This is a genomic window from Streptomyces sp. NPDC001796, assembly GCF_042892355.1.
Lineage (GTDB): Bacteria > Actinomycetota > Actinomycetes > Streptomycetales > Streptomycetaceae > Streptomyces.
On sequence record NZ_JBIAUC010000001.1, the window covers coordinates 570,523 to 592,620 of the forward strand.

Sequence of the window (22,098 nt, forward strand, 5' to 3'; positions counted from 1 at the left end):
GGAGCCCGCTACTGCGGTCCGTTCGTGGAGCCTCCTACCGCGGTCCGTCCCTGGAGCCTCCTACCGCGCGAGGGGAGGCCCCGCGCCGTCGGCGGGCACCGTCCCCTCCGGGATCGGCGTGCCGTCCGAACCGACCACCTGGCGGCCGCCCAGCGGCGCCTTCAGATGCAGCGTCTCGTGGTAGATCTTGGCGATCATGATGCACATCTTGCCCCGCCAGGGCGTCTCGGTCACGGTCACCGTCACCTTGTCCGAGCCCTCGCTCACGGACGCCGCGTAGTCGGCGCACACCCCGCCCTCGTAGGCGATGGTGAGGTCCCGGCCGTCGGCGGTGTAGCCCATCACCTTCACGTCATGCTTCGTGGGCGCCGGGGACGGCGTGGCGCCCGGCGCGCTCGTGCCAGGGGACGGCGTCCGGCTCGGCTGCCCCGGCGGCTGCGGAGTGGTCAGATACTGCGGGTCGATCGCCGGATACGTCACCGTGAGGCCGTCCCCGTTTCGGTCCCCGCCTCCCGTCGGCCGTACCTCGAACAGCCATGACGGCACCAGCACCGCCTGGCCGTTCACGGAGTGCCGGGCCAGCCCGAACACCGCGCCGTCCACCGTCGCCGACGCCCGCTTCGGCGCAGCGGTGGACGCCCCGCACGGCTTCTCGTCCCGCTCCTGGACCGGTACGGGACTGGCGCAGCCGCCGATGCCCTTGCGGCCGTACGACGGCGCGCCGTTCATCAGCTCCAGCGTCCGCTTCGCGTCGAGCACGGGATACGCCGCTCCCTTGACCGGCGCCTTCAGGTTGCCGCTGCCGCCCACCACGCGGCCGTCGACGGCCACCTGGATACCGGTCGACCAACCGTGCGTGGGCAGCCCGCCGATCTTCGGATCGGCGTTCACCACCCGAAGGGAGCCGAGGACCTGGTGCGCGTCCAGCTTGGCGTCGTCCTGGCCGAGCGCCTTCAGCACCGGAGCGGCGGCCCGCTTCGCCACGGCCTCGCTCACCGCGGAGGAGGAGCCCTCGGCGGAGCCCGGTGCGGAGGGGCACACCTTCGTGCCCTGGCACAGGTTGTCGGACCCGGGCCCGTACCGGCTGAACGTCCACATCCCCGGCGCCTGCCCGGCCACCCGCAGCAGCGGCTGTGCCCCGTCCTTGCCGCCGCCCACCGTCCAGGAGTCGCCGGCCCGCTGCGGCGTGCCGCTCACGTCCAGCGCCTTGGCGAGCCGGGCCACCTCGTCCCGCGTCACCTCGCCCTTCGCCCAGTACACGGGCGCCGACCCGGGGCCGCCGGGGAGCTTGCCCGCCGCGCGGTACGTCGTGCCGTACGGGTTCGGCTCGCCCACCGCGATGCCCGGCGAGCCGACCCCGCCGCGGCCGTCGAGGGCCAGCGCCGGGGGAGCGCCGTCACCGCCCGGTGCGGAGGAGCCGCCCGCCCCGCCGGACAGGCTCGTGGCCAGATACGCCCCGCCGCCCCCCACCAGCAGGACCGCGGCCGCGACCGAGGCGACCACCACCGGGGAACGCCGTCGCGGCACGGTGCCGCCCCCCTCCTCGGGGACGTCCGCCGTCTCGCTCACGTCGTCGGGTCGCTCGGTGTTCACCGCATCGCTCCTTCGGCTCCACGCTGTCCCAGGAGACCCCGCCGTGCCGGAAAGCGGCACGAAAGGTCGTATCCCGTCTCCCTCTTACGGGGGACGGCGATGGGACGCGGCGGGGGAGCGCACGGTTCCCTCGCGGGTGCGCCGGTCGGCCGGACGAGGCCGGGCGCGGGATCAGTCCCCGTAGTCGGACATCGCGTCCAGGAGGCGGGCGGAAGCGGGCGGCACGCTGACCCCGTGGATCAGGGACGGTGGGACCGGCACCGGAGCGGCCTTCGCGGGTGCGGCCCAGTGCGGGACCATGCGGGCACAGTCGCCGCGCAGCGACGCCAGGTCTCCTTCCGGTTCCGTGCCGAACGGGGCGGTGCCGAGGACCTCGAGCTTCGTCATGCCCGCACCGTAGGCAGGCCCGAGCCCACCGGGAAAGATCTACCATCGGGTAGTTTTGCCTGCTTCAGAGGGCCCGGTGGACCGGGTAGCGTGAACTGTCCATCCCCTCCGCCCCAGGAGCGTGTCCTAGCCGTGCGTATCGCAGTCACCGGCTCCATCGCCACCGACCACCTCATGACCTTCCCCGGCCGCTTCGCCGACCAGTTCGTCGCGGACCAGCTGCACACGGTCTCCCTCTCCTTCCTGGTCGACCGCCTCGACGTACGCCGCGGCGGGGTGGGCGCGAACATCGCCTTCGGTATGGGGCAGCTCGGCACCGGGCCGATCCTGGTCGGCGCGGCCGGCTCCGACTTCGACGAGTACCGCGCCTGGCTGGACCGACACGGAGTGGACACGGACTCCGTGCGGATCTCGGAGACCCAGCACACCGCCCGCTTCGTGTGCACCACCGACGCCGACCACAACCAGATCGGCTCCTTCTACACCGGCGCGATGAGCGAGGCCCGGCTCATCGAGCTCAAGACGGTCGCCGACAGGGTGGGCGGCCTCGACCTGGTCCTCATCGGCGCCGACGACCCCGAGGCGATGCTGCGCCACACGGAGGAGTGCCGCTCCCGGTCCATCCCGTTCGCCGCGGACTTCTCGCAGCAGATCGCCCGAATGGACGGCGACGAGATCCGGATACTGCTGGACGGGGCGACCTACCTCTTCTCCAACGAGTACGAGAAGGGGCTCATCGAGACGAAGACGGGCTGGTCGGACGCCGAGATCCTGGGCCGGGTGGGCCACCGGGTGACCACGCTCGGCTCCCGCGGCGTGCGGATCGAGCGCGTCGGTGAGGACCCGATCGAGGTCGGCGTCCCCGAGGAGACGGCGAAGGTGGACCCGACCGGGGTCGGCGACGCCTTCCGGGCCGGGTTCCTCTCGGGGCTGGTGTGGGGGGTCACGCTGGAGCGGGCGGCCCAGGTGGGCTGCATGCTGGCGACCCTGGTCATCGAGACGCTCGGCACGCAGGAGTACCAGCTGCGGCGCGCGCACTTCATGGAACGCTTCACCAAGGCGTACGGGGACGAGGCCGCCGCGGAGGTCCAGGAACACCTGGCCTGAGGCCGCAGCGCGAAGCTAGGAGAGCCGGCGGACCACGTACGCCGAACCCCGTTCCGCCGGCTCCTCTCCCACGTACTCCTGTCCCCGCATCTCGCACCACGCCGGGATGTCGAGGCGCGCAGCCTCGTCGTCCGCCAGGACGCGGACCGTGCCGCCGACCGGGACGTCCCCGAAGACCTTCGCCAGCTCGATCACCGGGATCGGGCAGCGCTTGCCGAGGGCGTCGACGACCAGGGCGTCCTCCGGCCCGGCGGTCCGCGGGGAGGGCGCCCCCAGCTTCTCCCGGACCCCCGCGACCGCCTCCGGCAGCACCGCGAGGAACCGTTCGACGTCCTCCGCCGGCGTCCCCGGCGGCAGCGACACGCGCACGTTGCCCTCGCTCAGCACCCCCATCGCCCTGAGCACATGGCTCGGCGTCAGCGTGCTGCTCGTACAGGACGAGCCGGACGAGACGGAGAAGCCCGCGCGGTCCAGCTCGTGCAGCAGCGTCTCCCCGTCGACATAGAGACAGGAGAAGGTGACGATCCCCGGCAGCCGGCGCACCGGATCGCCCACCACCTCCACATCGGGGACCAGCTCCGGCACCCGCGCCCGGATCCGCTCCGTCAGCTCCCGCAGCCGCAGGGCCTCCTCGGCCGCCCGCGCCCGTACCGCCCGCAGCGACGCCGCGGCCGCCACGATCGCCGGGATGTTCTCGAACCCGGCCGCCCGCCCCGACTCCCGCTCGTCCGAGGGCCCTTGGGATGCGAACCGCACTCCCTTGCGCACCGCGAGAAGCCCGACACCCGATGGTCCGCCCCATTTGTGCGCACTGGCCGTCAGGACCGACCAGTCACCCTCCACCGGCCCCCAGCCCAGCGACTGCGCCGCGTCCACCAGCAACGGCACCCCGGCCGCCCGGCACACCTCGGCGACCCCGGCCACCGGCTGCACCGTGCCCACCTCGTGGTTGGCCGACTGCAGGCAGGCCAGCGCGGTCTCCGGACGCAACGCCTCCGCGTACTGCTCGGGGGTGACGGCGCCCGCGCGCGAGACCGGCACCTGCGTCACCGTCCCGCCCGACGCCTCCAACACCTCCGCCGAATGAAGCACCGAGGAGTGTTCGACCGCTGACACGATCAGGTGGCGTCCGACCCGGCGGCGGCCCGCCAGCACCCCCTCGATCCCCGCGTGCACCGCCCGTGTCCCGGAGGAGGTGAAGACCAGCTCGTCCGGACGGCAGCCCACCGCGTCGGCGGCCGTCTCCCGCGCCGCGTCCAACAGCAGTCGCGCCCGCCGTCCCTCGCGGTACAGCCGCGCGGGATCGGCCCACCCCTCATCGAGCGAGGCCAGCAGAGCCTGCCGGGCAACGGGATGAAGAGGAGCACCGGAAGCAGCGTCGAAGTAACCCACAGGGCAACGCTAAACGCCCTGGAGGGGCGCGGGGAACTGCGCGATCAACCGCATACACCCCCACTCGCCGCACAAGCCGTACCTCCGGGCTATTAGGCGCCCCGGCGCAACCCGCGGCGCGTACGGCACCCTCCCCGCGAACCGCCGGATGGCGTCGAGTAGGGTTTGGTCCGCATAAACATCCAAACCCCTGCCCGACGCAGGGCGGCGACCGACCAGCGAGAAGGCCGCAGCCAACCGCGCGGGCGAGACTCTCGGGAAGGCGCTACGTGAGTCCCAACGGCTCCGACCGCTCGCCGCGGCGCCCGATGCGGCGGAAGCTGCTGCAGGCACTGACCGCGGGCCTGGTCCTGGCGACCGCAACCGGTTGCACATACAAGGACTTCCCCCGCCTTGGTATGCCCACCCCGACCACGGAAGAGGCTCCGAGGATCCTCTCCCTGTGGCAGGGGTCCTGGGCGGCCGCGCTCGCCGTCGGCGTGCTGGTGTGGGGCTTGATCCTGTGGAGCGCGATGTTCCACCGTCGCAGCCGCACCAAGGTCGAGGTTCCCCAGCAGACCCGGTACAACATGCCGATCGAGGCGTTGTACACGGTCGTCCCGCTCATCATCGTCTCGGTGCTCTTCTACTTCACCGCCCGCGACGAGTCGAAGCTCCTCAGCCTCTCCAAGAAGCCCGACGTCACCGTGAACGTCATCGGCTACCAGTGGAGCTGGGGCTTCAACTACATCACCCCCGTGGACGGGGTGACGGGCGACGCGAAGACCGACAAGAACCTGGTCGCGATTCCGGACCGGTTCAAGAACGACTTCCCGGCGAACGCCGGCGGTGTCTACGACTTCGGCACGCCCGCCACGCGGAACCCGCAGACGGGCAACCCCGGTCCCACCCTGTGGCTCCCCAAGGGCAAGACCGTCCGCTTCATCCTCACCTCGCGTGACGTCATCCACTCCTTCTGGGTGCTGCCGTTCCTGATGAAGCAGGACGTCATCCCGGGCCACACCAACGCCTTCGAGGTGACCCCCAACGCGGAGGGCACCTTCCGCGGCAAGTGCGCCGAGCTCTGCGGCGTGGACCACTCCCGGATGCTGTTCAACGTGAAGGTCGTCTCGCCCGCAGCGTACGAGCAGCACCTCAAGGACCTCGCGAAGAAGGGGCAGACCGGTTACATTCCCGCCGGCATCGCGCAGACGAGCCACGAGAAGAACCGGGAGACGAACAACCTGTGAGCATCCTCAACGAACCCCAGGGTGCCGCGGCAGCTGAGTCGTACGAGAACGAGCTGCCGGTACGGCGCAGGCGACCCGGTAACGTCGTCGTCAAGTGGCTGACGACCACCGACCACAAGACGATCGGCACGCTGTATCTGACGACGTCGTTCGCGTTCTTCCTGATCGGCGGCGTGATGGCGCTGCTCATGCGCGCCGAGCTGGCCCGTCCGGGCCTGCAGATCATGTCGAACGAGCAGTTCAACCAGGCGTTCACGATGCACGGCACGATCATGCTGCTGATGTTCGCGACGCCGCTGTTCGCCGGCTTCGCGAACTGGATCATGCCGCTTCAGATCGGCGCGCCCGACGTGGCGTTCCCTCGGCTGAACATGTTCGCCTACTGGCTCTACCTGTTCGGCTCGCTCATCGCGGTCGGCGGCTTCCTCACCCCGCAGGGCGCGGCCGACTTCGGCTGGTTCGCCTACAGCCCGCTGTCGGACGCGGTCCGCTCGCCGGGCGTCGGCGCCGACATGTGGATCATGGGTCTGGCCTTCTCCGGCTTCGGCACGATCCTCGGCTCGGTCAACTTCATCACCACGATCATCTGCATGCGCGCCCCCGGCATGACGATGTTCCGCATGCCGATCTTCGTGTGGAACGTGCTGCTGACCGGTGTGCTCGTGCTGCTGGCCTTCCCGGTCCTGGCGGCCGCGCTGTTCGCCCTGGAGGCGGACCGCAAGTTCGGCGCCCATGTCTTCGACGCGGCCAACGGCGGCGCACTGCTGTGGCAACACCTCTTCTGGTTCTTCGGCCATCCAGAGGTGTACATCATCGCGCTACCGTTCTTCGGCATCATCTCCGAGGTCATCCCGGTCTTCAGCCGTAAGCCGATGTTCGGCTACATGGGCCTCATCGGCGCCACCATCGCCATCGCCGGTCTGTCCGTGACGGTGTGGGCGCACCACATGTACGTCACCGGTGGCGTGCTGCTTCCGTTCTTCTCCTTCATGACGTTCCTCATCGCCGTCCCGACCGGCGTGAAGTTCTTCAACTGGATCGGAACGATGTGGAAGGGCTCGCTGTCCTTCGAGACACCGATGCTCTGGGCGACCGGCTTCCTGATCACCTTCACCTTCGGTGGTCTGACCGGCGTCATCCTGGCCTCGCCGCCGATGGACTTCCACATCTCCGACTCGTACTTCGTGGTGGCGCACTTCCACTACGTGGTCTTCGGCACCGTCGTCTTCGCGATGTTCTCCGGCTTCCACTTCTGGTGGCCGAAGTTCACCGGCAAGATGCTCGACGAGCGCCTCGGCAAGATCACGTTCTGGACGCTGTTCATCGGCTTCCACGGCACGTTCCTGGTGCAGCACTGGCTGGGCGCCGAGGGCATGCCGCGTCGTTACGCGGACTACCTCGCCGCCGACGGCTTCACCGCCCTGAACACGATCTCGACGATCTCCTCGTTCCTGCTCGGCCTGTCGATCCTGCCGTTCCTCTACAACGTCTGGAAGACGGCCAAGTACGGCAAGCCGGTCGGCGTCGACGACCCGTGGGGCTACGGCCGCTCGCTGGAGTGGGCGACCTCCTGCCCGCCGCCGCGGCACAACTTCCTCACGCTGCCGCGGATCCGCTCCGAATCGCCCGCCTTCGACCTGCACCACCCGGAGATCGCCGCGCTCGAGCAGCTCGAGTACGCGGGTGCCGGCAGCAAGGGCGTCGCTGGTGGCAAGGAGGCCGGCAAGTGAAGATCCAGGGCAAGATGTTCCTGTGGCTGTCCGTCTTCATCCTCGTCATGGCCGTCATCTACGGCCTGTGGTCGAAGGAGCCGGCCGGCACCACCGCGCTCTTCCTGGCCTTCGGTCTGAGCGTGATGATCGGCTACTACCTGGCCTTCACGGCCCGGCGGGTCGATGCGGGAGCGCAGGACGACAAGGAGGCCGACGTCGCCGACGACGCCGGTGAGATCGGCTTCTTCAGCCCGCACAGCTGGCAGCCGCTCGCCCTCGGCATCGGTGGAGCGTTCGCCTTCCTGGCGATCGCGATCGGCTGGTGGCTGCTGTACTTCTCGGCCCCGCTGATCCTGGTCGGCCTGTGGGGCTGGGTCTTCGAGTACTACCGCGGCGAGAACCGCACCCAGTAACACGCGCCGAGCGCGACGGGAGCCCGGACACACCGCCTGGAGTGTCCGGGCTCCCTCTTTTGCCGCGTCTCACGTCCCCCACACGGATTGCCCGGCGCGCCATGCTTGACGGACGTTCCTAGCGTGAGGGCATGAGCCACACAGCGTTCTTGAGGAACGGCACGGTCGTCGGCTGCACCCTGCTGGTGATCGCCCTCGGTGCGGGTCTCGTCGCCTGCGGCGGGGACGGGGACCCGGCGGCGAAGCCGTACGACGCGGCGGACGACATCGCCTTCGACGCCCCGGTCGGCGACGGCAAGAAGGTCGACCCGGACAAACCACTGGAGATCACCGCCTCGGGTTCGGACGCGCGCATCACGGACGTCACCGCCACCGACTCCCGAGGACGTTACGTCGCCGGTGAGCTCTCCGCCGACGGCAGCCGCTGGCACAGCACTTCACCGCTGGCCGCGGGCACCCACTACACCGTGAAGGTCAGCACGGAGGACGAGGACGGCAACCCGGGCCGCAAGACCCTGGAGTTCGACACCGGCACCCCGAAGACCAGGAAGGTACTGAACGTCACCTTCGGCCCTGACTCCGGGACCTACGGCGTCGGCCAGCCCGTCACGGCCACCCTCAGCGAGCCCGTCAAGGACAGGGCGCAGCGGGCCCTCGTCGAGCGTGCCCTCAGGGTGGACTCGGTGCCCGCCGTGGAGGGCTCCTGGTACTGGGTGGACGACAAGACGCTGCACTACCGTCCCAAGGACTACTGGCCCGTCCACGCCACCATCACGGCCTACAGCAACCTCGCCGGGGTGAAGATCGCCGAACGCCTCTGGGGCGGTGACACCAAGCCCGTGAAGCTGACCACGGGGGACAGCGTCATCGCGGTCACGGACTCCGCGTCACACCGGCTGACGGTCTACAAGAACGGCCAGGCGATCAAGCAGATCCCCGTCACCACCGGCAAGCCCGGCTACGAGACCCGCAACGGCGTCAAGGTGATCCTGAACAAGAGCTACGTCGTACGGATGCGCGGAACCACCATCGGCATCTCGGCGGGCTCCAGCGACTCCTACGACCTGAACGTCTACTGGGCGGCCCGGGTCACCTGGAGCGGCGAGTACGTGCACGCCGCACCCTGGTCCGTGGGCTCCCAGGGGTACGCCAACGTCAGCCACGGATGCACGGGCATGAGCAACTCGTACGCCCAGTGGTTCTACAACACGGTCCGGCAGGGAGACATCGTCCAGGTCGTCAACTCGGGCGGCAAACAGATGGAACCGTTCGGCAACGGCTTCGGCGACTGGAATGTGGACTGGAAGAAGTGGCAGAAGGGCAGCGCCCTGAGCCCGGACACGTCCAACCCGGCGATGACGGCGCGGCTGAGCCCGGAGAGCGTCTGAGCGCCCCGCAAGGGGCGCGGGGCTGCGACGTGTGCGGCTCCGCCGCGATGGGGGTCCCCCTGTCCGAGCGAAGCCGAGAACTCGGGGGAGCGGGCAACCACAACGCGTCCCCGGTCGCCGTACGGGCCAGGAACCCGAGCTCAGGCGCTCGTAAGGGCCCTGCGCCGCAACAGCTCAGCCAAAGCAGAGGCGAACTCGACCGGCTCGACCGGCAGCGCCACAGCCGCATCCGCGCGGCTCCAGGTCGCAAGCCACGCGTCCTGAGGCCGAGCGATCAGCACCAGCACCGGCGGGCAATGGAAGATCTCGTCCTTGATCTGCCGGCACACGCCCATGCCGCCCATCGGCACGGCCTCGCCGTCCAGCACGCACACATCGATGCCGCCCTTGTCCAGCTCCCTGAGCACGGCCTCCGGCGTGGCGCACTCGACGAACTCCACCTCCGGAACGTCCGGAGCCGGCCTGCGGCCGGAGGCCAGCCGCACCTGGGCGCGGGTGTTGGAGTCGTCGCTGTAGACCAGCACCGTGGCGGTCGGCTGCATGCTTCCCTCCGGGACGTCGTCGTCGTACGGAACGGACCATCGGTGCGGATGCTACCCCCTGCGACACCGGGTAGACACCGGCGTGCACCCCCCTTCGGTGCGCCATCCGGGCACTACAGACGGGACGGACACTCCGAACGGCACCCCCCGGAGTGAGGGCGAGATAAGCGACCGACATAATGTCGGTCGTGGCGACAGCAACGACAGTAGAAACCGGGCACGCGCACCCGTCGGTCAACCGGCCGAACCTCACCAGCGTCGGAACCATCATCTGGCTGAGTTCCGAGCTGATGTTCTTCGCGGCCCTCTTCGCGATGTACTTCACCCTGCGATCGGTGACCGGGCCGGCTCACTGGAAGGAGATGGCGAGCCATCTCAACTTCCCGTTCTCGGCGACGAACACCACGATCCTGGTGCTCTCCTCCCTGACCTGCCAGCTCGGCGTGTTCGCCGCCGAGCGCGGGGACGTGAAGAAGCTCCGGGGCTGGTTCATCGTCACCTTCATCATGGGTGCGATCTTCGTCGGCGGTCAGATCTTCGAGTACACCGAGCTGGTCAAGAAGGACGGCCTCTCGCTGTCCTCGGACCCGTACGGCTCGGTGTTCTACCTGACCACCGGCTTCCACGGCCTGCACGTGACGGGTGGTCTCATCGCCTTCCTCCTGGTCCTCGGCCGCACCTACGCGGCGCGCAGGTTCACCCATGAGCAGGCGACCGCCGCCATCGTCGTGTCCTACTACTGGCACTTCGTCGATGTCGTCTGGATCGGCCTCTTCGCCACGATCTACATGATCCGGTAGTCGGCCGCCGCGCGGCGGACGGTCCCCCGACCGGGGGAGCCGATCGCCCCCGACGACCCGATCCACCTCCAGAAGCATCGACGCAGAAGATCCTGACACCGGGGTAATCCGTGAAAAAGCTCTCCGCACGACGACGCCATCCGCTGGCGGCTGTCGTCGTCCTACTCCTCGCGCTGGCGGCCACCGGGGGGCTGTACGCAGCGTTCGCGCCCGCGACCCAGGCGCAGGCCGATACGACCGCCCAGTCCCTCGCCATCGACGAGGGCAAGAAGCTCTACCAGGTGGGCTGCGCCAGCTGCCACGGCACCAACGGTCAGGGCAGTTCCGACGGTCCGAGCCTGGTGGGCGTGGGTGCCGCGGCCGTCGACTTCCAGGTCGGCACCGGGCGTATGCCCGCCGCCACCTCGCAGGGCGCCCAGGTGCCGCGGAAGAAGCCGATCTACAACCAGACCCAGATCGACCAGCTCGCGGCGTACATCTCGTCCCTCGGCGCCGGCCCGGCGATCCCGACGAAGAACGACTACAGCCCGGAAGGCGCCGACATCGCCAAGGGCGGTGAGCTCTTCCGTACGAACTGCGCGCAGTGCCACAACTTCACCGGTGAGGGCGGCGCGCTGACGCACGGCAAGTTCGCCCCGAGCCTCGAGGGTGTCGACCCCAAGCACATCTACGAGGCCATGCAGACCGGCCCGCAGAACATGCCGTCCTTCCCGGACACCACGCTGTCGCAGCAGAACAAGAAGGACATCATCGCGTACCTGAACGCGGTCAACGGCGACCAGACCGAGAACCCCGGCGGTCTCAAGCTGGGCGGTCTCGGCCCGGTCTCCGAGGGCCTGTTCGCCTGGATCTTCGGCCTCGGCGCGCTGATCGTCGTCGCCGTCTGGGTCGCCGCTCGGACCGCAAAGGCCAAGAAGTCATGAGTAGCCACGACATTCCAGAAGAGAACCTGCCCGCTGAGCAGGACACCGAGTCCGGTGCGGTAGCCGTCGCGGACGAGGAGAACCCGTTCGCCGACCCGGGGCTGCCGCCCCACGAGCACCGCATCCAGGACATCGACGAGCGGGCCGCCAAGCGCTCCGAGCGCACGGTCGCCCTGCTGTTCACCGTGTCGATGCTGGCCACCCTCGGCTTCATCGCCTCGTACGTCGGGATCCCGAACGACAAGTCGATCTACGTCTTCCCGATCGGGCACATCAGCGCGATGAACTTCGCGCTGGGCCTGACGCTCGGCGTGGCGCTGTTCACGATCGGCGCGGGCGCGGTCCACTGGGCCCGCACCCTGATGTCCGACGTGGAGATCGCCGACGAGCGTCACCCGGTCGAGGCGTCCCCCGAGGTCAAGGCCAAGGTCATGGCCGACTTCCGGCAGGGCGCCAAGGAGTCGGTGATCGGCCGCCGCAAGCTGATCCGCACCACGATGCTCGGCGCGCTGGCCATGTTCCCGCTCTCCGGCCTCTTCCTGCTGCGCGACCTGGGCCCGCTGCCCGGGACGAAGCTGCGCCACACCATGTGGTCCAAGGGCAAGCTCCTCGTCAACATGAACACGAACCAGCCGCTGCGTCCCTCGGACGTCCAGGTCGGTTCGCTCACCTTCGCCAAGCCCGAGGGCCTGGAGGAGACCAGCGAGGACTTCCAGGTGGAGATCGCCAAGGCGGCGCTGATGATCGTCCGGCTGCAGCCGGAGAACATCAAGGACAAGAAGGAACTCGAGTGGTCCCACGAGGGCATCGTGGCCTACTCGAAGATCTGCACCCACGTGGGTTGTCCGATCTCCCTGTACGAGCAGCAGACGCACCACGTCCTCTGCCCGTGCCACCAGTCCACCTTCGACCTCTCCGACGGTGCCCGGGTCATCTTCGGCCCGGCCGGTCACGCCCTGCCGCAGCTGCGCATCGGCGTCAACGCGGACGGTTACCTCGAAGCGCTCGGCGACTTCGAGGAGCCCGTCGGTCCTGCCTTCTGGGAGCGCGGATGAGCACTACATCGAGCAACGGGTCCGCGTCGCGCGGACGGGCACCGGCCGGCGAGCGCGTCGCCGACTGGGCCGACGGACGCCTGGGCATCTACACCCTGGCGAAGTCCAACATGCGGAAGATCTTCCCCGACCACTGGTCGTTCATGTTGGGCGAGGTCTGCCTCTACAGCTTCCTCATCATCATCCTCACGGGTGTCTACCTGACCCTGTTCTTCCACCCCTCGATGAACGAGGTGGTGTACCACGGCAGTTACGTGCCGCTTCAGGGTCAGCTGATGAGCGAGGCGTTCAACTCGACGCTGCACATCAGCTTCGACGTCCGCGGCGGTCTGCTGGTCCGTCAGATCCACCACTGGGCGGCGCTGATCTTCCTCGCCGGCATGTTCGTGCACATGATGCGCGTCTTCTTCACCGGCGCGTTCCGCAAGCCGCGTGAGATCAACTGGGTGTTCGGCTTCCTGCTGTTCGTCCTCGGCATGTTCACCGGCTTCACCGGTTACTCGCTCCCGGACGACCTGCTCTCCGGCACCGGTGTCCGCTTCATGGAGGGCGCGATCCTGTCCGTGCCGATCGTCGGCACGTACCTGTCGTTCTTCCTCTTCGGCGGCCAGTTCCCGGGCGGCGACTTCGTGGCCCGGTTCTACTCGATCCACATCCTGCTGCTGCCGGGCATCATGCTCGGCCTGGTGGTGGGCCACCTGATCCTGGTCGTCTACCACAAGCACACGCAGTTCGCGGGCCCCGGCAAGACGAACACCAACGTCGTCGGCATGCCGCTGATGCCGGTGTACATGGCCAAGGCCGGAGGCTTCTTCTTCCTGGTCTTCGGCGTCATCGCGGCCATCGCGGCGATCGCCACCATCAACCCGATCTGGGCCATCGGCCCCTACCGTCCGGACCAGGTGTCCACGGGCGCCCAGCCCGACTGGTACATGGGCTTCTCCGAGGGCCTGATCCGCACGATGCCGGGCTGGGAGATCAACTTCGCGGGCCACACGCTCGTCCTGGGCGTGTTCGTCCCGCTGGTGATCTTCCCGCTGGTCCTGGTCGCGATCGCGGTCTACCCGTTCATCGAGTCCTGGGTCACCGGCGACAAGCGCGAGCACCACATCCTGGACCGCCCGCGCAACGCTCCGACGCGCACCGCGTTCGGTGCCGCCTGGATCTCGTGGTACTTCGTACTGCTGGTCGGTGGTGGCAACGACCTGTGGGCCACCCACTTCCACCTGTCGATCAACGCGATCACCTGGTTCGTCCGCGTCGCCTTCTTCGTGGTGCCGGTCCTCGTGTTCATCGTCACCAAGCGGATCTGCCTCGGCCTGCAGCGCCGGGACCGCGACAAGGTGCTGCACGGCCGCGAGTCGGGCATCATCAAGCGGCTGCCGCACGGTGAGTTCATCGAGGTCCACGAGCCGCTCAGCCAGGAGCAGCTGCACACGCTCACGGCGCACGAGCAGTACAAGCCGGCCGAACTCGGCCCGACGGTCGACGAGAACGGCGTCGAGCGGAAGATCAAGGGCTCCGCGAAGCTGCGCGCCAAGCTCAGCAACGCGTACTACGGGGAGAACAACCAGATCCCCAAGCCCACGGTCGAGGAGTACAAGGAGATCACGAGCGGCCACGGCCACCACTGATCGCTGCACGCCACGCCACGGTGGAGGGCCCCGTCCGGTGTTCGGACGGGGCCCTTCGCCATGCTCCCGGCTGGATAGGGTGGACCTGTTCGAGACTCGCGTCCCGTAGTCCGGGACACCGACCCAGGAGCGGCTTATGAGCGCTGTGCACCCCGCTGGAGGCGACACCGCGGCGGGCCGTTCCTGGCCCCAGGTGCTGAACGGGCTCCTCGAGGGCCGCGACCAGAGCGCGGACGACACGGCCTGGGCGATGGACCGCATCATGCGCGGCGAGGCGACGGACGCGCAGATCGCCGGGTTCGTGGTGGCGCTGCGGGCCAAGGGCGAGACCGTCGAGGAGATCACCGGTGTGGTCCGGGCGATGTACGAGCACGCCAACGTGATCGAGGTGTCGGGCCGCACGGTCGACATCGTCGGCACGGGCGGCGACGGCGCGAAGACGGTGAACATCTCCACGATGTCGGCGCTGGTGGTGGCCGGCACGGGGGCCAAGGTCGTCAAGCACGGAAACCGCGCGGCCTCGTCGGCGTCGGGCTCGTCGGACGTCCTGGAGAAGCTGGGCGTCAACCTCGACCTCACGCCCCAGCGGGTGGCGCAGGTCGCGGAGGAGGCGGGCATCACCTTCTGTTTCGCGGTGAAGTTCCACCCCGCGCTGCGCCATGTCGCCGCCGCGCGCGGTCAGCTGGGTATCCGGACCGTCTTCAACGCCCTCGGCCCGCTGACCAACCCGGCGAAGGTGAAGGCCCAGGCGGTCGGCGTCGCAGACCCGCGACTGGCGCCGATGATCGCGGGGGTGCTCGCCGAGCGCGGCAACTCCTCCCTGGTGTTCCGCGGCGACGACGGCCTCGACGAGCTGACGACGACTGCCACGTCCCACGTCTGGATCGTCCGCGACGGCAAGGTCACCGAGGAGACCTTCGACCCGCGCGACGCCGGTATCGAACTGGTCCCGGTGGAGGCCCTGCGCGGCGGCGACCCGTCCCACAACGCCGAGGTCGCCCGCCGCCTCCTCGACGGGGAGACGGGCCCGGTACGGGACGCCGTCCTGCTGAACTCGGCAGCGGCCCTGGTGGCGCTGGAGCCGGGTGACGGCCCGCTGGCGGACCAGCTCCGCACCGGCATGGCCAAGGCCGCCGAGTCGATCGACTCGGGAGCGGCCAAGCGCGCCCTGGAGCGGTGGGTGGCCGCCAGCAACGCCTGACTCCTGGCAGGCCCGCGGAAAAGGCCAGGTCAGGCTGGCTGGAGTACAGTGAGACAAAGGCAGCTCCTCCCCCCGCGGGCCGCAAGGAGGCTGGGCATGATCCATTCAGCCGATATCCGCGAGTGGCGCAACCGGGACGTGATCGACGCCAAGGGCCGCAAGATCGGGTCCCTGGAGGCGGTGTACGTCGACACCACCACCGACACGCCCGCCATGGCCACCGTCCGCACCGGGATGGTGACCCGGCAGAGGCTCGTCTTCGTCCCCATCGACGAGGCGACGGTGGGACCCGGATACGTCCAGGTGGCCCACTCCAAGGGGCAGGTACGCAAGGCGCCGTCCATCGGCGTGGACGACGTGCTGCCGATCGAGCGGGAAGAAGAGATCTTCAAACACTACGACAGGGCCTATGAGCCCGGCGCCGACCGCGGACGCCGCCTCGCGCGCCGCTGATCCCCGGGCCGAAGGAAGTGGTCACCATGGCGGTCTTCCTGTTCCTGATCCTCGCGGCGGTCGCCCTCGGCATCATCGGCGCGGTCGCGAAGGGGCTGTTCTACCTCCTGATCATCGGCATAGTGGTGTTCCTGGCCAGTCTCGTCCTGTTCGGCATGCGCTGGGGGCGGCACTCGAAGCACCACCTGGTTCGGTGACGCACCGGGACGGGTCCGCCCGTCCCGGTATACGGACAGAAGTTGCGAGCAGCTGATCACTTGCCGTAACTTCCACATCAGGTCATGAGCGACAGTCATTCGGCCCCGGCCGACTGTCCGGCAACCCTCCGTCCGTGGCGGGGTGCCCCGGGTGAAGACCAGGTCGCAGGCAGCGAGGTCTGCGGCAAGCGCGGACCCCTCGTTCCTTCCAGGGGTCCTGGTCGTTCGAGGGAGCCTTCCGTGAGCAAGCGAATGCGCTAGGGCCGCAGAGCCCCGCCTCCGCACACCCTTTTCTCCTTTCACCTTCTCCGTGCCGTGGATACCGTTGCGCCCTTGCGCGCCTCCGGCACCGGTGAGTCTCGCCTGCCCTACGGGAGTACACCCATGTCCGTCTCCACCCTTGCCGCCGACCAGTCCGTCTGTGCCCCGCTGCCCGTTCTGGGCCGTGATGTCACCGTCCCGCTCGTCACCGGCGGCGACGTCACCTACGCCGCGCTCGACTACGCGGCCAGCGCCCCCGCGCTGCAGCGCGTCTGGGACGACGTGGCGGCGTACGCCCCTTACTACGGCAGCGTCCACCGCGGCGCCGGCTACCTCTCCCAGCTGTCCACCGACCTGTTCGAGAACGCCCGCCGCACGGTCGCCGACTTCCTCGACTGCCGCGACACCGACCAGGTGGTCTTCACCCGCTCCACCACCGACTCGCTCAACCTCCTCGCAGCCGCCCTCCCGGCCGACTGCCAGGTCTTCGTCTTCGAGACCGAGCACCACGCCTCCCTGCTGCCGTGGCGGGACGCCCGGGTCACCTACCTCGACGCCCCGAGCAGCCCCCGGCAGGCCGTCGAGACCCTGGAGCGCGCCCTCGCCGACCGCGAACCCCACGGCCCGGCCCTGGTCTGCGTCACCGGCGCCTCCAACGTCACCGGCGAGCTGTGGCCGGTGCGCGAGCTGGCGGCGGCAGCCCACGCGCACGGCGCCCGCATCGTCCTGGACGCCGCCCAGCTCGCCCCGCACCACCCGGTGTCCGTCAAGGACCTCGACGTGGACTGGGTCGCTTTCTCCGGCCACAAGCTCTACGCCCCCTTCGGCTCCGGCGTCCTGGCCGGCCGCGCCGACTGGCTGCGCCAGGCCGAGCCGTACCTCGCGGGCGGCGGCGCCAGCCGCAAGGTCACACGCAGGACGGACGGGGGAGTGGACGTGGAGTGGCACGACACGGCGGCCCGCCACGAGGCCGGCTCCCCGAACGTGATCGGCGCCTACGCCATCGCCTCCGCCTGCAAGGCCCTCACCGAGGCCGGCTTCGACACCCTGGTCGCCCGGGAGCAGCACCTGATCCGCAAGGTCAGGGAGGGCCTCGCCGACGTTCGCGAGGTCAGGGTCCTCTCCCTCTTCGGCGACGACTCCCCCCGCGTCGGCGTGATCTCCTTCGTCGTCGAGGGCTGGAACAGCTCCCACTTCGCCGCCGCTCTCTCCGCCGAGTACGGCATCGGCGTCCGCGACGGCCTGTTCTGCGCCCACCCGCTGATCCGCACCCTGCTCGGCAGCGACCCCCAGACCCAGGGCGAGTGCGGCGCCCCCGAGGCGGCGCCCGGAGAGAAGTCCCTCAACGCGATCCGGGTGAGCTTCGGCGCCGGCACCCCCGACGAGCATGTGGAGCGCTTCGTCAACGCGGTGAAGGAACTGGTGAGCGACGGCGCGCGGTGGCAGTACCGCACGGAGAACGGCCGCTGCGTCCCGGCGGTCTGAACTGGCAGGGCCGGTGAGGCGGTGTTCAGCGGATCGGGCGGATCAGGAGTCCAGCCCGATCGCGAACGCCGCCTCCAGGTCGTGCTGGGAGTACGTACGGAACGCCACGTGGGTGTCCGTCGCCTCCACCCCCGGGATCTTGCTGATCCGCCCGGGGATGACGTCCGCCAGTTCCTCGTGCTCCTTCACCCGCACCATGGCGATCAGGTCGTACGTCCCCGTGACGGAGAAGACCTCGCTGACGGAATCCAGCGAGGCGATGCTCTCCGCGATCTCGGGGATCCGGTCCACGCTGGTCTTGATGAGCACGATCGCGGTGATCACGGCTGCTGTTCTCCCTCGGGGGCCTCGGCTGGTGGCTTCACCCTACTCGTAGGCGTGTAGCGCACCCACGCGTAGAGGAACCCCAGCGAGAACCCCACCAGGTGGGCCAGGTAGGCCACCCCGGGCCCCTGCGCGGCCCGGCCCGCCGCCATCCACTGCAGGGACGCCCAGAACGGCAGCACCACCCAGGCCGGGAACCTCAGCGGCAGGAAGAACAGGAACGGGAAGAGACTGGTCACCCGCGCCTTGGGGAAGAGGAACAGGAACGCACCCAGGACCGCGGAGATCGCCCCGGACGCTCCGACCAGCGTCTGCGCCGACGCGGCGTTGGCCGCCGCGTACCCCAGCAGCGCCAGACAGCCGCAGCCCAGGTAGAACAGGGCGAACTCCACATGCCCCATCCGCTCCTCGGCCATGGCCCCGAAGACGTAGAGGAAGAGCATGTTGCCCAGCAGATGCACCCAGCTGCCGTGCACGAACAGCGCGGTCGCGGGCGTCAGCGCCGCCCGCGGGGCCCCGCTGAACAGCTCCGCCGGCACCACGCCCCAGCGGGCGAAGTAGGCCCGCTGAGCGGCGAGCAGCGCGTCCCCGGTCCCGTAGGCCGGACTCAGCCCCGCGGCCGGTCCGACGACGAAGAGCGCACAGCACAGGACGATCAGCCCGTACGTCACCGGCGCCGACTGTCCGCGCAGCGCTCCCACGGCCGACCTGGTCCAGGTGCTGATCATGGTACAGAGCATGGCGTAACCGGACCGATCCGCACAGAGTGCCTCGCCGCCGTGGAACGGGCGGGCGGCGGGTACTCGCCAGGCCGTAGGGTTACGAGCCACACGCTCCAGGGAAACTGGCGCATCACGGAGACTGGAAGAAGGAAGAGCACCCACGATGACGGTTCCCCTGCCGACGGAGACGACCCGCTGGCGCTGCACCCTCTGTGGCAACCTCACCCGTTTCGACGTGACCCGCTCGTCGAAGGTCGTCGAGTACGTGCACCTCGATCTGGCCGGGGAGCCGAAGGTCGAGGAGCGCGAGGTGGTCAGTGAGACCATCGAGTCGGTCCGTTGCCGCTGGTGCAACGCGGCCGACCAGGTGGAACTCGTGGACAGGCCGGGCGCCGGCTCCTGAGGGAGGCGGCCCCGCAGGGCGTATGGGGTGAAGGATGGCTGAGACCAAAGGCGGGGAGCCGGTCGACGGCACCGCTGAGGTGCTCGACCGTCCGCTGCCCGACGGCGTGCGCCGCCGGGTCGTGCAGATCGTGTCCGACGGTTTCGGCGGGCTGACCCTCGCCGAACTGCCCGCACAGCTGCGGCAGTACGCCCGGTTCACCCCGACCCGCCGGGCCAAGTTCGCCGGCAACGCCATGGCGGCGGCCGTGGAGACCGACGCGCTGTTCCGGCAGCGCATCGCCGAGAAGCTCAGAGAGGCCCAGCCGGAGCTCGCCGGCGCCCTGGACTCCGGCTCCCCGCCCCCGGCCGCGGACCCGCTCGACGTGGCGGCCGCGGCCTATGTGCTGCGCCCGGCGGGCTGGGTGAAGCTGGTGACCGCCGCCGGCGAGGAGGCCCAGCGCGTCGACGCCGAGCGCGCCGACGAGGAGAGCCGGGCCGAGCTGGAGCGGCTGCGCGCGGAGCTGGCGGCCGCGCGCGAGCACACCCGCACCGAGACCGAGCGGTTGCGGACGGAGCTGGACGCGGCCCGCAAGGAAGCCGACTCGCTTCACCGCAAACTGCGAGCCGCCCTCAGCGACGTCAGACGCGGCGAGGCCGCCCTGCGCAAGGCCCAGGGCGAGATCGAGGCGGTGCGCGCCGAAGGGCAGGTCCAGCTCTCCGCCGCCGAGAGCGAGACCCGGCGGCTCAAGGCGCGTCTGAGCGAGGCGGAGGCCACCGTGGAGGCCACTCGCAGGGCGGCGCGCGAGGGGCGCAGCGTCGAGGACATGCGGGTACGGCTGTTGCTCGACACCCTGCTCGACGCGGCCCAGGGGCTGCGCCGTGAACTGGCGCTGCCACCGGTCTCCGTGCGGCCGGCGGAGACCGTGGACGCGGTCGAACCGGGACGAATGACCCCGAAGGACATCGCCGCCCGTGCGCTGTCCGAGAACGATCCCGCGATCCTCGACCAGTTGCTCGCACTGCCCCAGGTGCACCTGGTCGTCGACGGTTACAACGTCACCAAGACCGGCTATCCGCAGATGCCGCTGGAGAAGCAGCGCCTGAGGCTCCTCGGCCAGCTCTCCCAACTCGCCGCGCAGACCGGCGCCGAGGTCACCTGTGTCTTCGACGGGGCGGAACTGGCCGCACCGGTGCTGCTCGCTCCGCCGCGCGGGGTGCGGGTGCTGTTCTCCAAACCGGGCGTCACGGCCGACGAGTTGATCCGCCAGCTGGTACGCGCCGAGCCGCCGGGCCGGCCCGTCATCGTCGTCTCCACGGACCGCGAGGTGGCCGACGGGGTCGCGCGGGCGGGAGCGCGCCCGGTCGCTTCGGCGGTGCTGCTGAAGCGTCTCTCGCGCGGCTGAAATCAGGCCTTAGATCACCTACGTCGCCAACCGCAACGTACAGGCTCAATGCCCGAATTGACGGAACCGTCACGCGACTTAGCGTCAGGGCTGCCTCACTTCCTGTGCGTCATGTGCAAAGAATGCCTTGCGTGACAGGATTTTTTGCTGTGAGGATTTGAATTCATCACGACGAGGTCACTAGGGTCTGGCCTCGAACCTCCGAGCGGGTGATCACTCAGAAGAAGGAGCCTGCTTCCAGTGGCGTCCCACCGTCGACCCAAGCAACCGAGCCGTGCACGTGTGACCGTGCTGACCACAGCGGCCGCCGCCGCTGTCGCGTTCAGCGCGAACGCCGCCAACGCGGCGCCCAGTGCCAAGCCGAGCGTGGACGAGGTCAAGTCCAAGGTCGACAAGCTCTACCAGGACGCGGAGAAGGCCACCGAGCAGTACAACGGGGCCAAGGAGAAGCAGGAGAAGCTCCAGCAGGAGATATCCACCCTCCAGGACAAGGTCGCCCGGGGCCAGGACGAGCTCAACAAGCTGCGCGACGGCATCGGCACCATGGCCAGCGCCCAGTACCGCACCGGCAGCATCGACCCCTCCCTCCAGCTCTTCCTCTCCTCGAACCCGGACGACTACCTCGACAAGGCGTCCACCCTCGACCAGTTGAGCAGCCAGCAGGTCGAGGCGCTGAAGAAGATCCAGGAGAAACAGCGCGAGCTGGCTCAGGAGCGTCAGGAAGCCACCGACAAGCTCAAGGACCTCGCCGCCACCCGCACCGAACTGGGCAAGAAGAAGCAGGAAGTCCAGGGCAAGCTGGCCGCGGCGCAGAAGCTCCTCAACAGCCTCACCGCCCAGCAGCGGGCCGCCCTCCAGGCCGACCAGGACCGCGCCAGCCGGGCCAGCGAGCGCACCGCGCTCAGTGTGTCCGTCGGCGTCGGCTCCGGCCGGGCCGGTGCCGCCTTCTCCGCCGCCCAGAGCCAGATCGGCAAGCCGTACGTCTACGGCGCCACGGGCCCCAACGCCTACGACTGCTCGGGTCTGACCTCCTGGGCGTACGCGCAGGCCGGCGTCTCCATCCCGCGTACCTCGCAGGAGCAGGCGAACATAGGCACCCGCATCTACTCGGTCAACGACCTCCAGGTCGGCGACCTGGTCTTCTTCTTCAACGACATCCACCATGTGGGTCTCTACGCGGGCAACGGCCAGATCCTGCACGCACCGCGCACCGGCACCGTCGTCCGCTACGAGTCGATGTCCACGATCGGCGGGCCGTTCATGTTCGGCGTCCGGGTCTGATTGCCGGTTCCCAACCGGCCCGGTTACCCAGTTCCTCGAACCGCACGACACCACACCGCCCGAACGAGCGAATTCCAGCGACTCCTGCTGACTCCACGCCCCGCCGATGACCTGCGTCAGCGGCGGGGCGTCGCTCTGTCGGCCGCTCGAGGTCTTTGGACCCCCGGTGATCACCCCGCTACTGTCTGCCGCGTTTCCCCCGCCGTCCGGCG

At 69.4% G+C, this 22,098-nt stretch carries 22 protein-coding genes and 1 riboswitch; of the genes, 16 read left to right on the forward strand and 6 right to left on the reverse strand.

What is annotated here, in order from left to right; genetic code table 11:
- Positions 1 to 60: 60 nt before the first annotated feature.
- Both ACFYZE_RS02520 and ACFYZE_RS02525 read right to left on the reverse strand, forming a co-directional pair.
- Positions 61 to 1,593 carry a hypothetical protein gene (locus ACFYZE_RS02520; RefSeq protein WP_388987358.1) on the reverse strand — a complete coding sequence of 511 codons (1,533 nt, stop codon included), beginning with the start codon at positions 1,591 to 1,593 and terminating at the stop codon, positions 61 to 63.
- 171 nt (positions 1,594 to 1,764) lie between these two features.
- The gene (locus ACFYZE_RS02525; protein ID WP_388987361.1) at positions 1,765 to 1,980 is read right to left on the reverse strand and encodes a hypothetical protein; all 216 of its coding nucleotides are present in this window, start codon (positions 1,978 to 1,980) and stop codon (positions 1,765 to 1,767) included.
- Positions 1,981 to 2,112: 132 nt separating this feature from the next.
- On the opposite strand from ACFYZE_RS02525, the gene ACFYZE_RS02530 reads away from it, so the two are divergent.
- Entirely contained in the window at positions 2,113 to 3,087 is a 975-nt protein-coding gene (locus ACFYZE_RS02530; RefSeq protein WP_388987364.1) for a carbohydrate kinase family protein, read from the forward strand.
- Between the two features lie 15 nt (positions 3,088 to 3,102).
- Here the strand turns inward: ACFYZE_RS02530 and ACFYZE_RS02535 are convergent, their stop codons facing one another.
- Positions 3,103 to 4,479, reverse strand: coding sequence for a cysteine desulfurase/sulfurtransferase TusA family protein (locus ACFYZE_RS02535; protein WP_388987367.1), 1,377 nt, complete (start codon positions 4,477 to 4,479; stop codon positions 3,103 to 3,105).
- A gap of 269 nt (positions 4,480 to 4,748) precedes the next feature.
- Between ACFYZE_RS02535 and coxB the strand changes: the two genes are divergently transcribed.
- The 4 genes from coxB (at position 4,749) to ACFYZE_RS02555 (ending at position 9,221) form a co-directional block, all read left to right on the forward strand.
- A complete protein-coding gene (gene coxB, locus ACFYZE_RS02540) occupies positions 4,749 to 5,708 on the forward strand; it encodes a cytochrome c oxidase subunit II (protein ID WP_388987370.1) in 960 nt (319 codons plus the stop codon).
- Positions 5,705 to 7,438, forward strand: a complete 1,734-nt coding sequence (gene ctaD / locus ACFYZE_RS02545; protein WP_388987373.1) for a cytochrome c oxidase subunit I — start codon at positions 5,705 to 5,707, stop codon at positions 7,436 to 7,438. Before coxB ends, ctaD begins: the two co-directional genes overlap by 4 nt.
- A complete protein-coding gene (locus ACFYZE_RS02550; protein ID WP_388987376.1) occupies positions 7,435 to 7,833 on the forward strand; it encodes a cytochrome c oxidase subunit 4 in 399 nt (132 codons plus the stop codon). Before ctaD ends, ACFYZE_RS02550 begins: the two co-directional genes overlap by 4 nt.
- Before the next feature lie 131 nt (positions 7,834 to 7,964).
- On the forward strand, positions 7,965 to 9,221 hold the full coding sequence (locus tag ACFYZE_RS02555; protein ID WP_388987379.1) for an Ig-like domain-containing protein: 1,257 nt from the start codon (positions 7,965 to 7,967) through the stop codon (positions 9,219 to 9,221).
- 140 nt (positions 9,222 to 9,361) lie between these two features.
- On the opposite strand, the gene ACFYZE_RS02560 is transcribed toward ACFYZE_RS02555, so the two are convergent.
- Positions 9,362 to 9,763: a hypothetical protein gene (locus tag ACFYZE_RS02560; RefSeq protein ID WP_388987382.1), complete on the reverse strand. Its 402-nt coding sequence runs from the start codon at positions 9,761 to 9,763 to the stop codon at positions 9,362 to 9,364.
- A gap of 179 nt (positions 9,764 to 9,942) precedes the next feature.
- Here ACFYZE_RS02560 and ACFYZE_RS02565 point away from each other — a divergent pair, with 179 nt between their 5' ends.
- The 8 genes from ACFYZE_RS02565 to ACFYZE_RS02600 all read left to right on the forward strand — a co-directional run bounded on the left by ACFYZE_RS02565 (position 9,943) and on the right by ACFYZE_RS02600 (position 17,772).
- Positions 9,943 to 10,563: a heme-copper oxidase subunit III gene (locus ACFYZE_RS02565; protein WP_103843096.1), complete on the forward strand. Its 621-nt coding sequence runs from the start codon at positions 9,943 to 9,945 to the stop codon at positions 10,561 to 10,563.
- Positions 10,564 to 10,673: 110 nt separating this feature from the next.
- A complete protein-coding gene (locus ACFYZE_RS02570; protein WP_388987385.1) occupies positions 10,674 to 11,486 on the forward strand; it encodes a c-type cytochrome in 813 nt (270 codons plus the stop codon).
- A complete protein-coding gene (locus ACFYZE_RS02575) occupies positions 11,483 to 12,541 on the forward strand; it encodes a Rieske 2Fe-2S domain-containing protein (protein WP_388987387.1) in 1,059 nt (352 codons plus the stop codon). The genes ACFYZE_RS02570 and ACFYZE_RS02575 overlap by 4 nt, the downstream gene beginning before the upstream one ends.
- On the forward strand, positions 12,538 to 14,175 hold the full coding sequence (locus ACFYZE_RS02580) for a cytochrome bc complex cytochrome b subunit (RefSeq protein ID WP_388987390.1): 1,638 nt from the start codon (positions 12,538 to 12,540) through the stop codon (positions 14,173 to 14,175). Before ACFYZE_RS02575 ends, ACFYZE_RS02580 begins: the two co-directional genes overlap by 4 nt.
- 136 nt (positions 14,176 to 14,311) lie before the next feature.
- Positions 14,312 to 15,376: an anthranilate phosphoribosyltransferase gene (trpD, locus tag ACFYZE_RS02585; protein WP_388987393.1), complete on the forward strand. Its 1,065-nt coding sequence runs from the start codon at positions 14,312 to 14,314 to the stop codon at positions 15,374 to 15,376.
- Positions 15,377 to 15,472: 96 nt separating this feature from the next.
- Complete coding sequence (locus tag ACFYZE_RS02590) at positions 15,473 to 15,829, forward strand: PRC-barrel domain-containing protein (RefSeq protein ID WP_388987396.1); 357 nt, start codon at positions 15,473 to 15,475, stop codon at positions 15,827 to 15,829.
- 26 nt (positions 15,830 to 15,855) lie between these two features.
- The gene (locus ACFYZE_RS02595; protein ID WP_388987398.1) at positions 15,856 to 16,026 is read left to right on the forward strand and encodes a hypothetical protein; all 171 of its coding nucleotides are present in this window, start codon (positions 15,856 to 15,858) and stop codon (positions 16,024 to 16,026) included.
- 80 nt (positions 16,027 to 16,106) lie between these two features.
- Positions 16,107 to 16,223, forward strand: a riboswitch (SAM riboswitch).
- Positions 16,224 to 16,410: 187 nt separating this feature from the next.
- Positions 16,411 to 17,772, forward strand: coding sequence for an aminotransferase class V-fold PLP-dependent enzyme (locus tag ACFYZE_RS02600; protein ID WP_388987401.1), 1,362 nt, complete (start codon positions 16,411 to 16,413; stop codon positions 17,770 to 17,772).
- A 42-nt stretch (positions 17,773 to 17,814) separates the two neighbouring features.
- Here ACFYZE_RS02600 and ACFYZE_RS02605 read toward each other — a convergent pair whose 3' ends face one another.
- Together ACFYZE_RS02605 and ACFYZE_RS02610 are read right to left on the reverse strand one after the other, a co-directional pair.
- Positions 17,815 to 18,096: an Lrp/AsnC family transcriptional regulator gene (locus ACFYZE_RS02605; protein ID WP_388987404.1), complete on the reverse strand. Its 282-nt coding sequence runs from the start codon at positions 18,094 to 18,096 to the stop codon at positions 17,815 to 17,817.
- Positions 18,093 to 18,824 carry a rhomboid family intramembrane serine protease gene (locus tag ACFYZE_RS02610; RefSeq protein WP_388987407.1) on the reverse strand — a complete coding sequence of 244 codons (732 nt, stop codon included), beginning with the start codon at positions 18,822 to 18,824 and terminating at the stop codon, positions 18,093 to 18,095. Before ACFYZE_RS02610 ends, ACFYZE_RS02605 begins: the two co-directional genes overlap by 4 nt.
- 157 nt (positions 18,825 to 18,981) lie before the next feature.
- Between ACFYZE_RS02610 and ACFYZE_RS02615 the strand changes: the two genes are divergently transcribed.
- The 3 genes from ACFYZE_RS02615 to ACFYZE_RS02625 all read left to right on the forward strand — a co-directional run bounded on the left by ACFYZE_RS02615 (position 18,982) and on the right by ACFYZE_RS02625 (position 21,886).
- Positions 18,982 to 19,221 carry a hypothetical protein gene (locus ACFYZE_RS02615; protein WP_388987409.1) on the forward strand — a complete coding sequence of 80 codons (240 nt, stop codon included), beginning with the start codon at positions 18,982 to 18,984 and terminating at the stop codon, positions 19,219 to 19,221.
- Positions 19,222 to 19,255: 34 nt separating this feature from the next.
- On the forward strand, positions 19,256 to 20,605 hold the full coding sequence (locus ACFYZE_RS02620) for an NYN domain-containing protein (protein ID WP_388987412.1): 1,350 nt from the start codon (positions 19,256 to 19,258) through the stop codon (positions 20,603 to 20,605).
- Between the two features lie 240 nt (positions 20,606 to 20,845).
- On the forward strand, positions 20,846 to 21,886 hold the full coding sequence (locus ACFYZE_RS02625) for an NlpC/P60 family protein (protein WP_388987415.1): 1,041 nt from the start codon (positions 20,846 to 20,848) through the stop codon (positions 21,884 to 21,886).
- The last annotated feature ends 212 nt before the right edge of the window (positions 21,887 to 22,098 follow it).

Coding starts and splice junctions, on each gene's coding strand:
- ACFYZE_RS02595 (WP_388987398.1), top strand. CDS start 15,856: ATGGCGGTCTTCCTGTTCCTGATCCTCGCGGCGGTCGCCCTCGGCATC.
- ACFYZE_RS02580 (WP_388987390.1), top strand. CDS start 12,538: ATGAGCACTACATCGAGCAACGGGTCCGCGTCGCGCGGACGGGCACCG.
- ACFYZE_RS02555 (WP_388987379.1), top strand. CDS start 7,965: ATGAGCCACACAGCGTTCTTGAGGAACGGCACGGTCGTCGGCTGCACC.
- ACFYZE_RS02575 (WP_388987387.1), top strand. CDS start 11,483: ATGAGTAGCCACGACATTCCAGAAGAGAACCTGCCCGCTGAGCAGGAC.
- ACFYZE_RS02560 (WP_388987382.1), bottom strand. CDS start 9,763: ATGCAGCCGACCGCCACGGTGCTGGTCTACAGCGACGACTCCAACACC.
- ACFYZE_RS02620 (WP_388987412.1), top strand. CDS start 19,256: ATGGCTGAGACCAAAGGCGGGGAGCCGGTCGACGGCACCGCTGAGGTG.
- ACFYZE_RS02600 (WP_388987401.1), top strand. CDS start 16,411: ATGTCCGTCTCCACCCTTGCCGCCGACCAGTCCGTCTGTGCCCCGCTG.
- trpD (WP_388987393.1), top strand. CDS start 14,312: ATGAGCGCTGTGCACCCCGCTGGAGGCGACACCGCGGCGGGCCGTTCC.
- ACFYZE_RS02590 (WP_388987396.1), top strand. CDS start 15,473: ATGATCCATTCAGCCGATATCCGCGAGTGGCGCAACCGGGACGTGATC.
- ACFYZE_RS02615 (WP_388987409.1), top strand. CDS start 18,982: ATGACGGTTCCCCTGCCGACGGAGACGACCCGCTGGCGCTGCACCCTC.
- ACFYZE_RS02525 (WP_388987361.1), bottom strand. CDS start 1,980: ATGACGAAGCTCGAGGTCCTCGGCACCGCCCCGTTCGGCACGGAACCG.
- ACFYZE_RS02610 (WP_388987407.1), bottom strand. CDS start 18,824: ATGATCAGCACCTGGACCAGGTCGGCCGTGGGAGCGCTGCGCGGACAG.
- ACFYZE_RS02565 (WP_103843096.1), top strand. CDS start 9,943: ATGTCGGTCGTGGCGACAGCAACGACAGTAGAAACCGGGCACGCGCAC.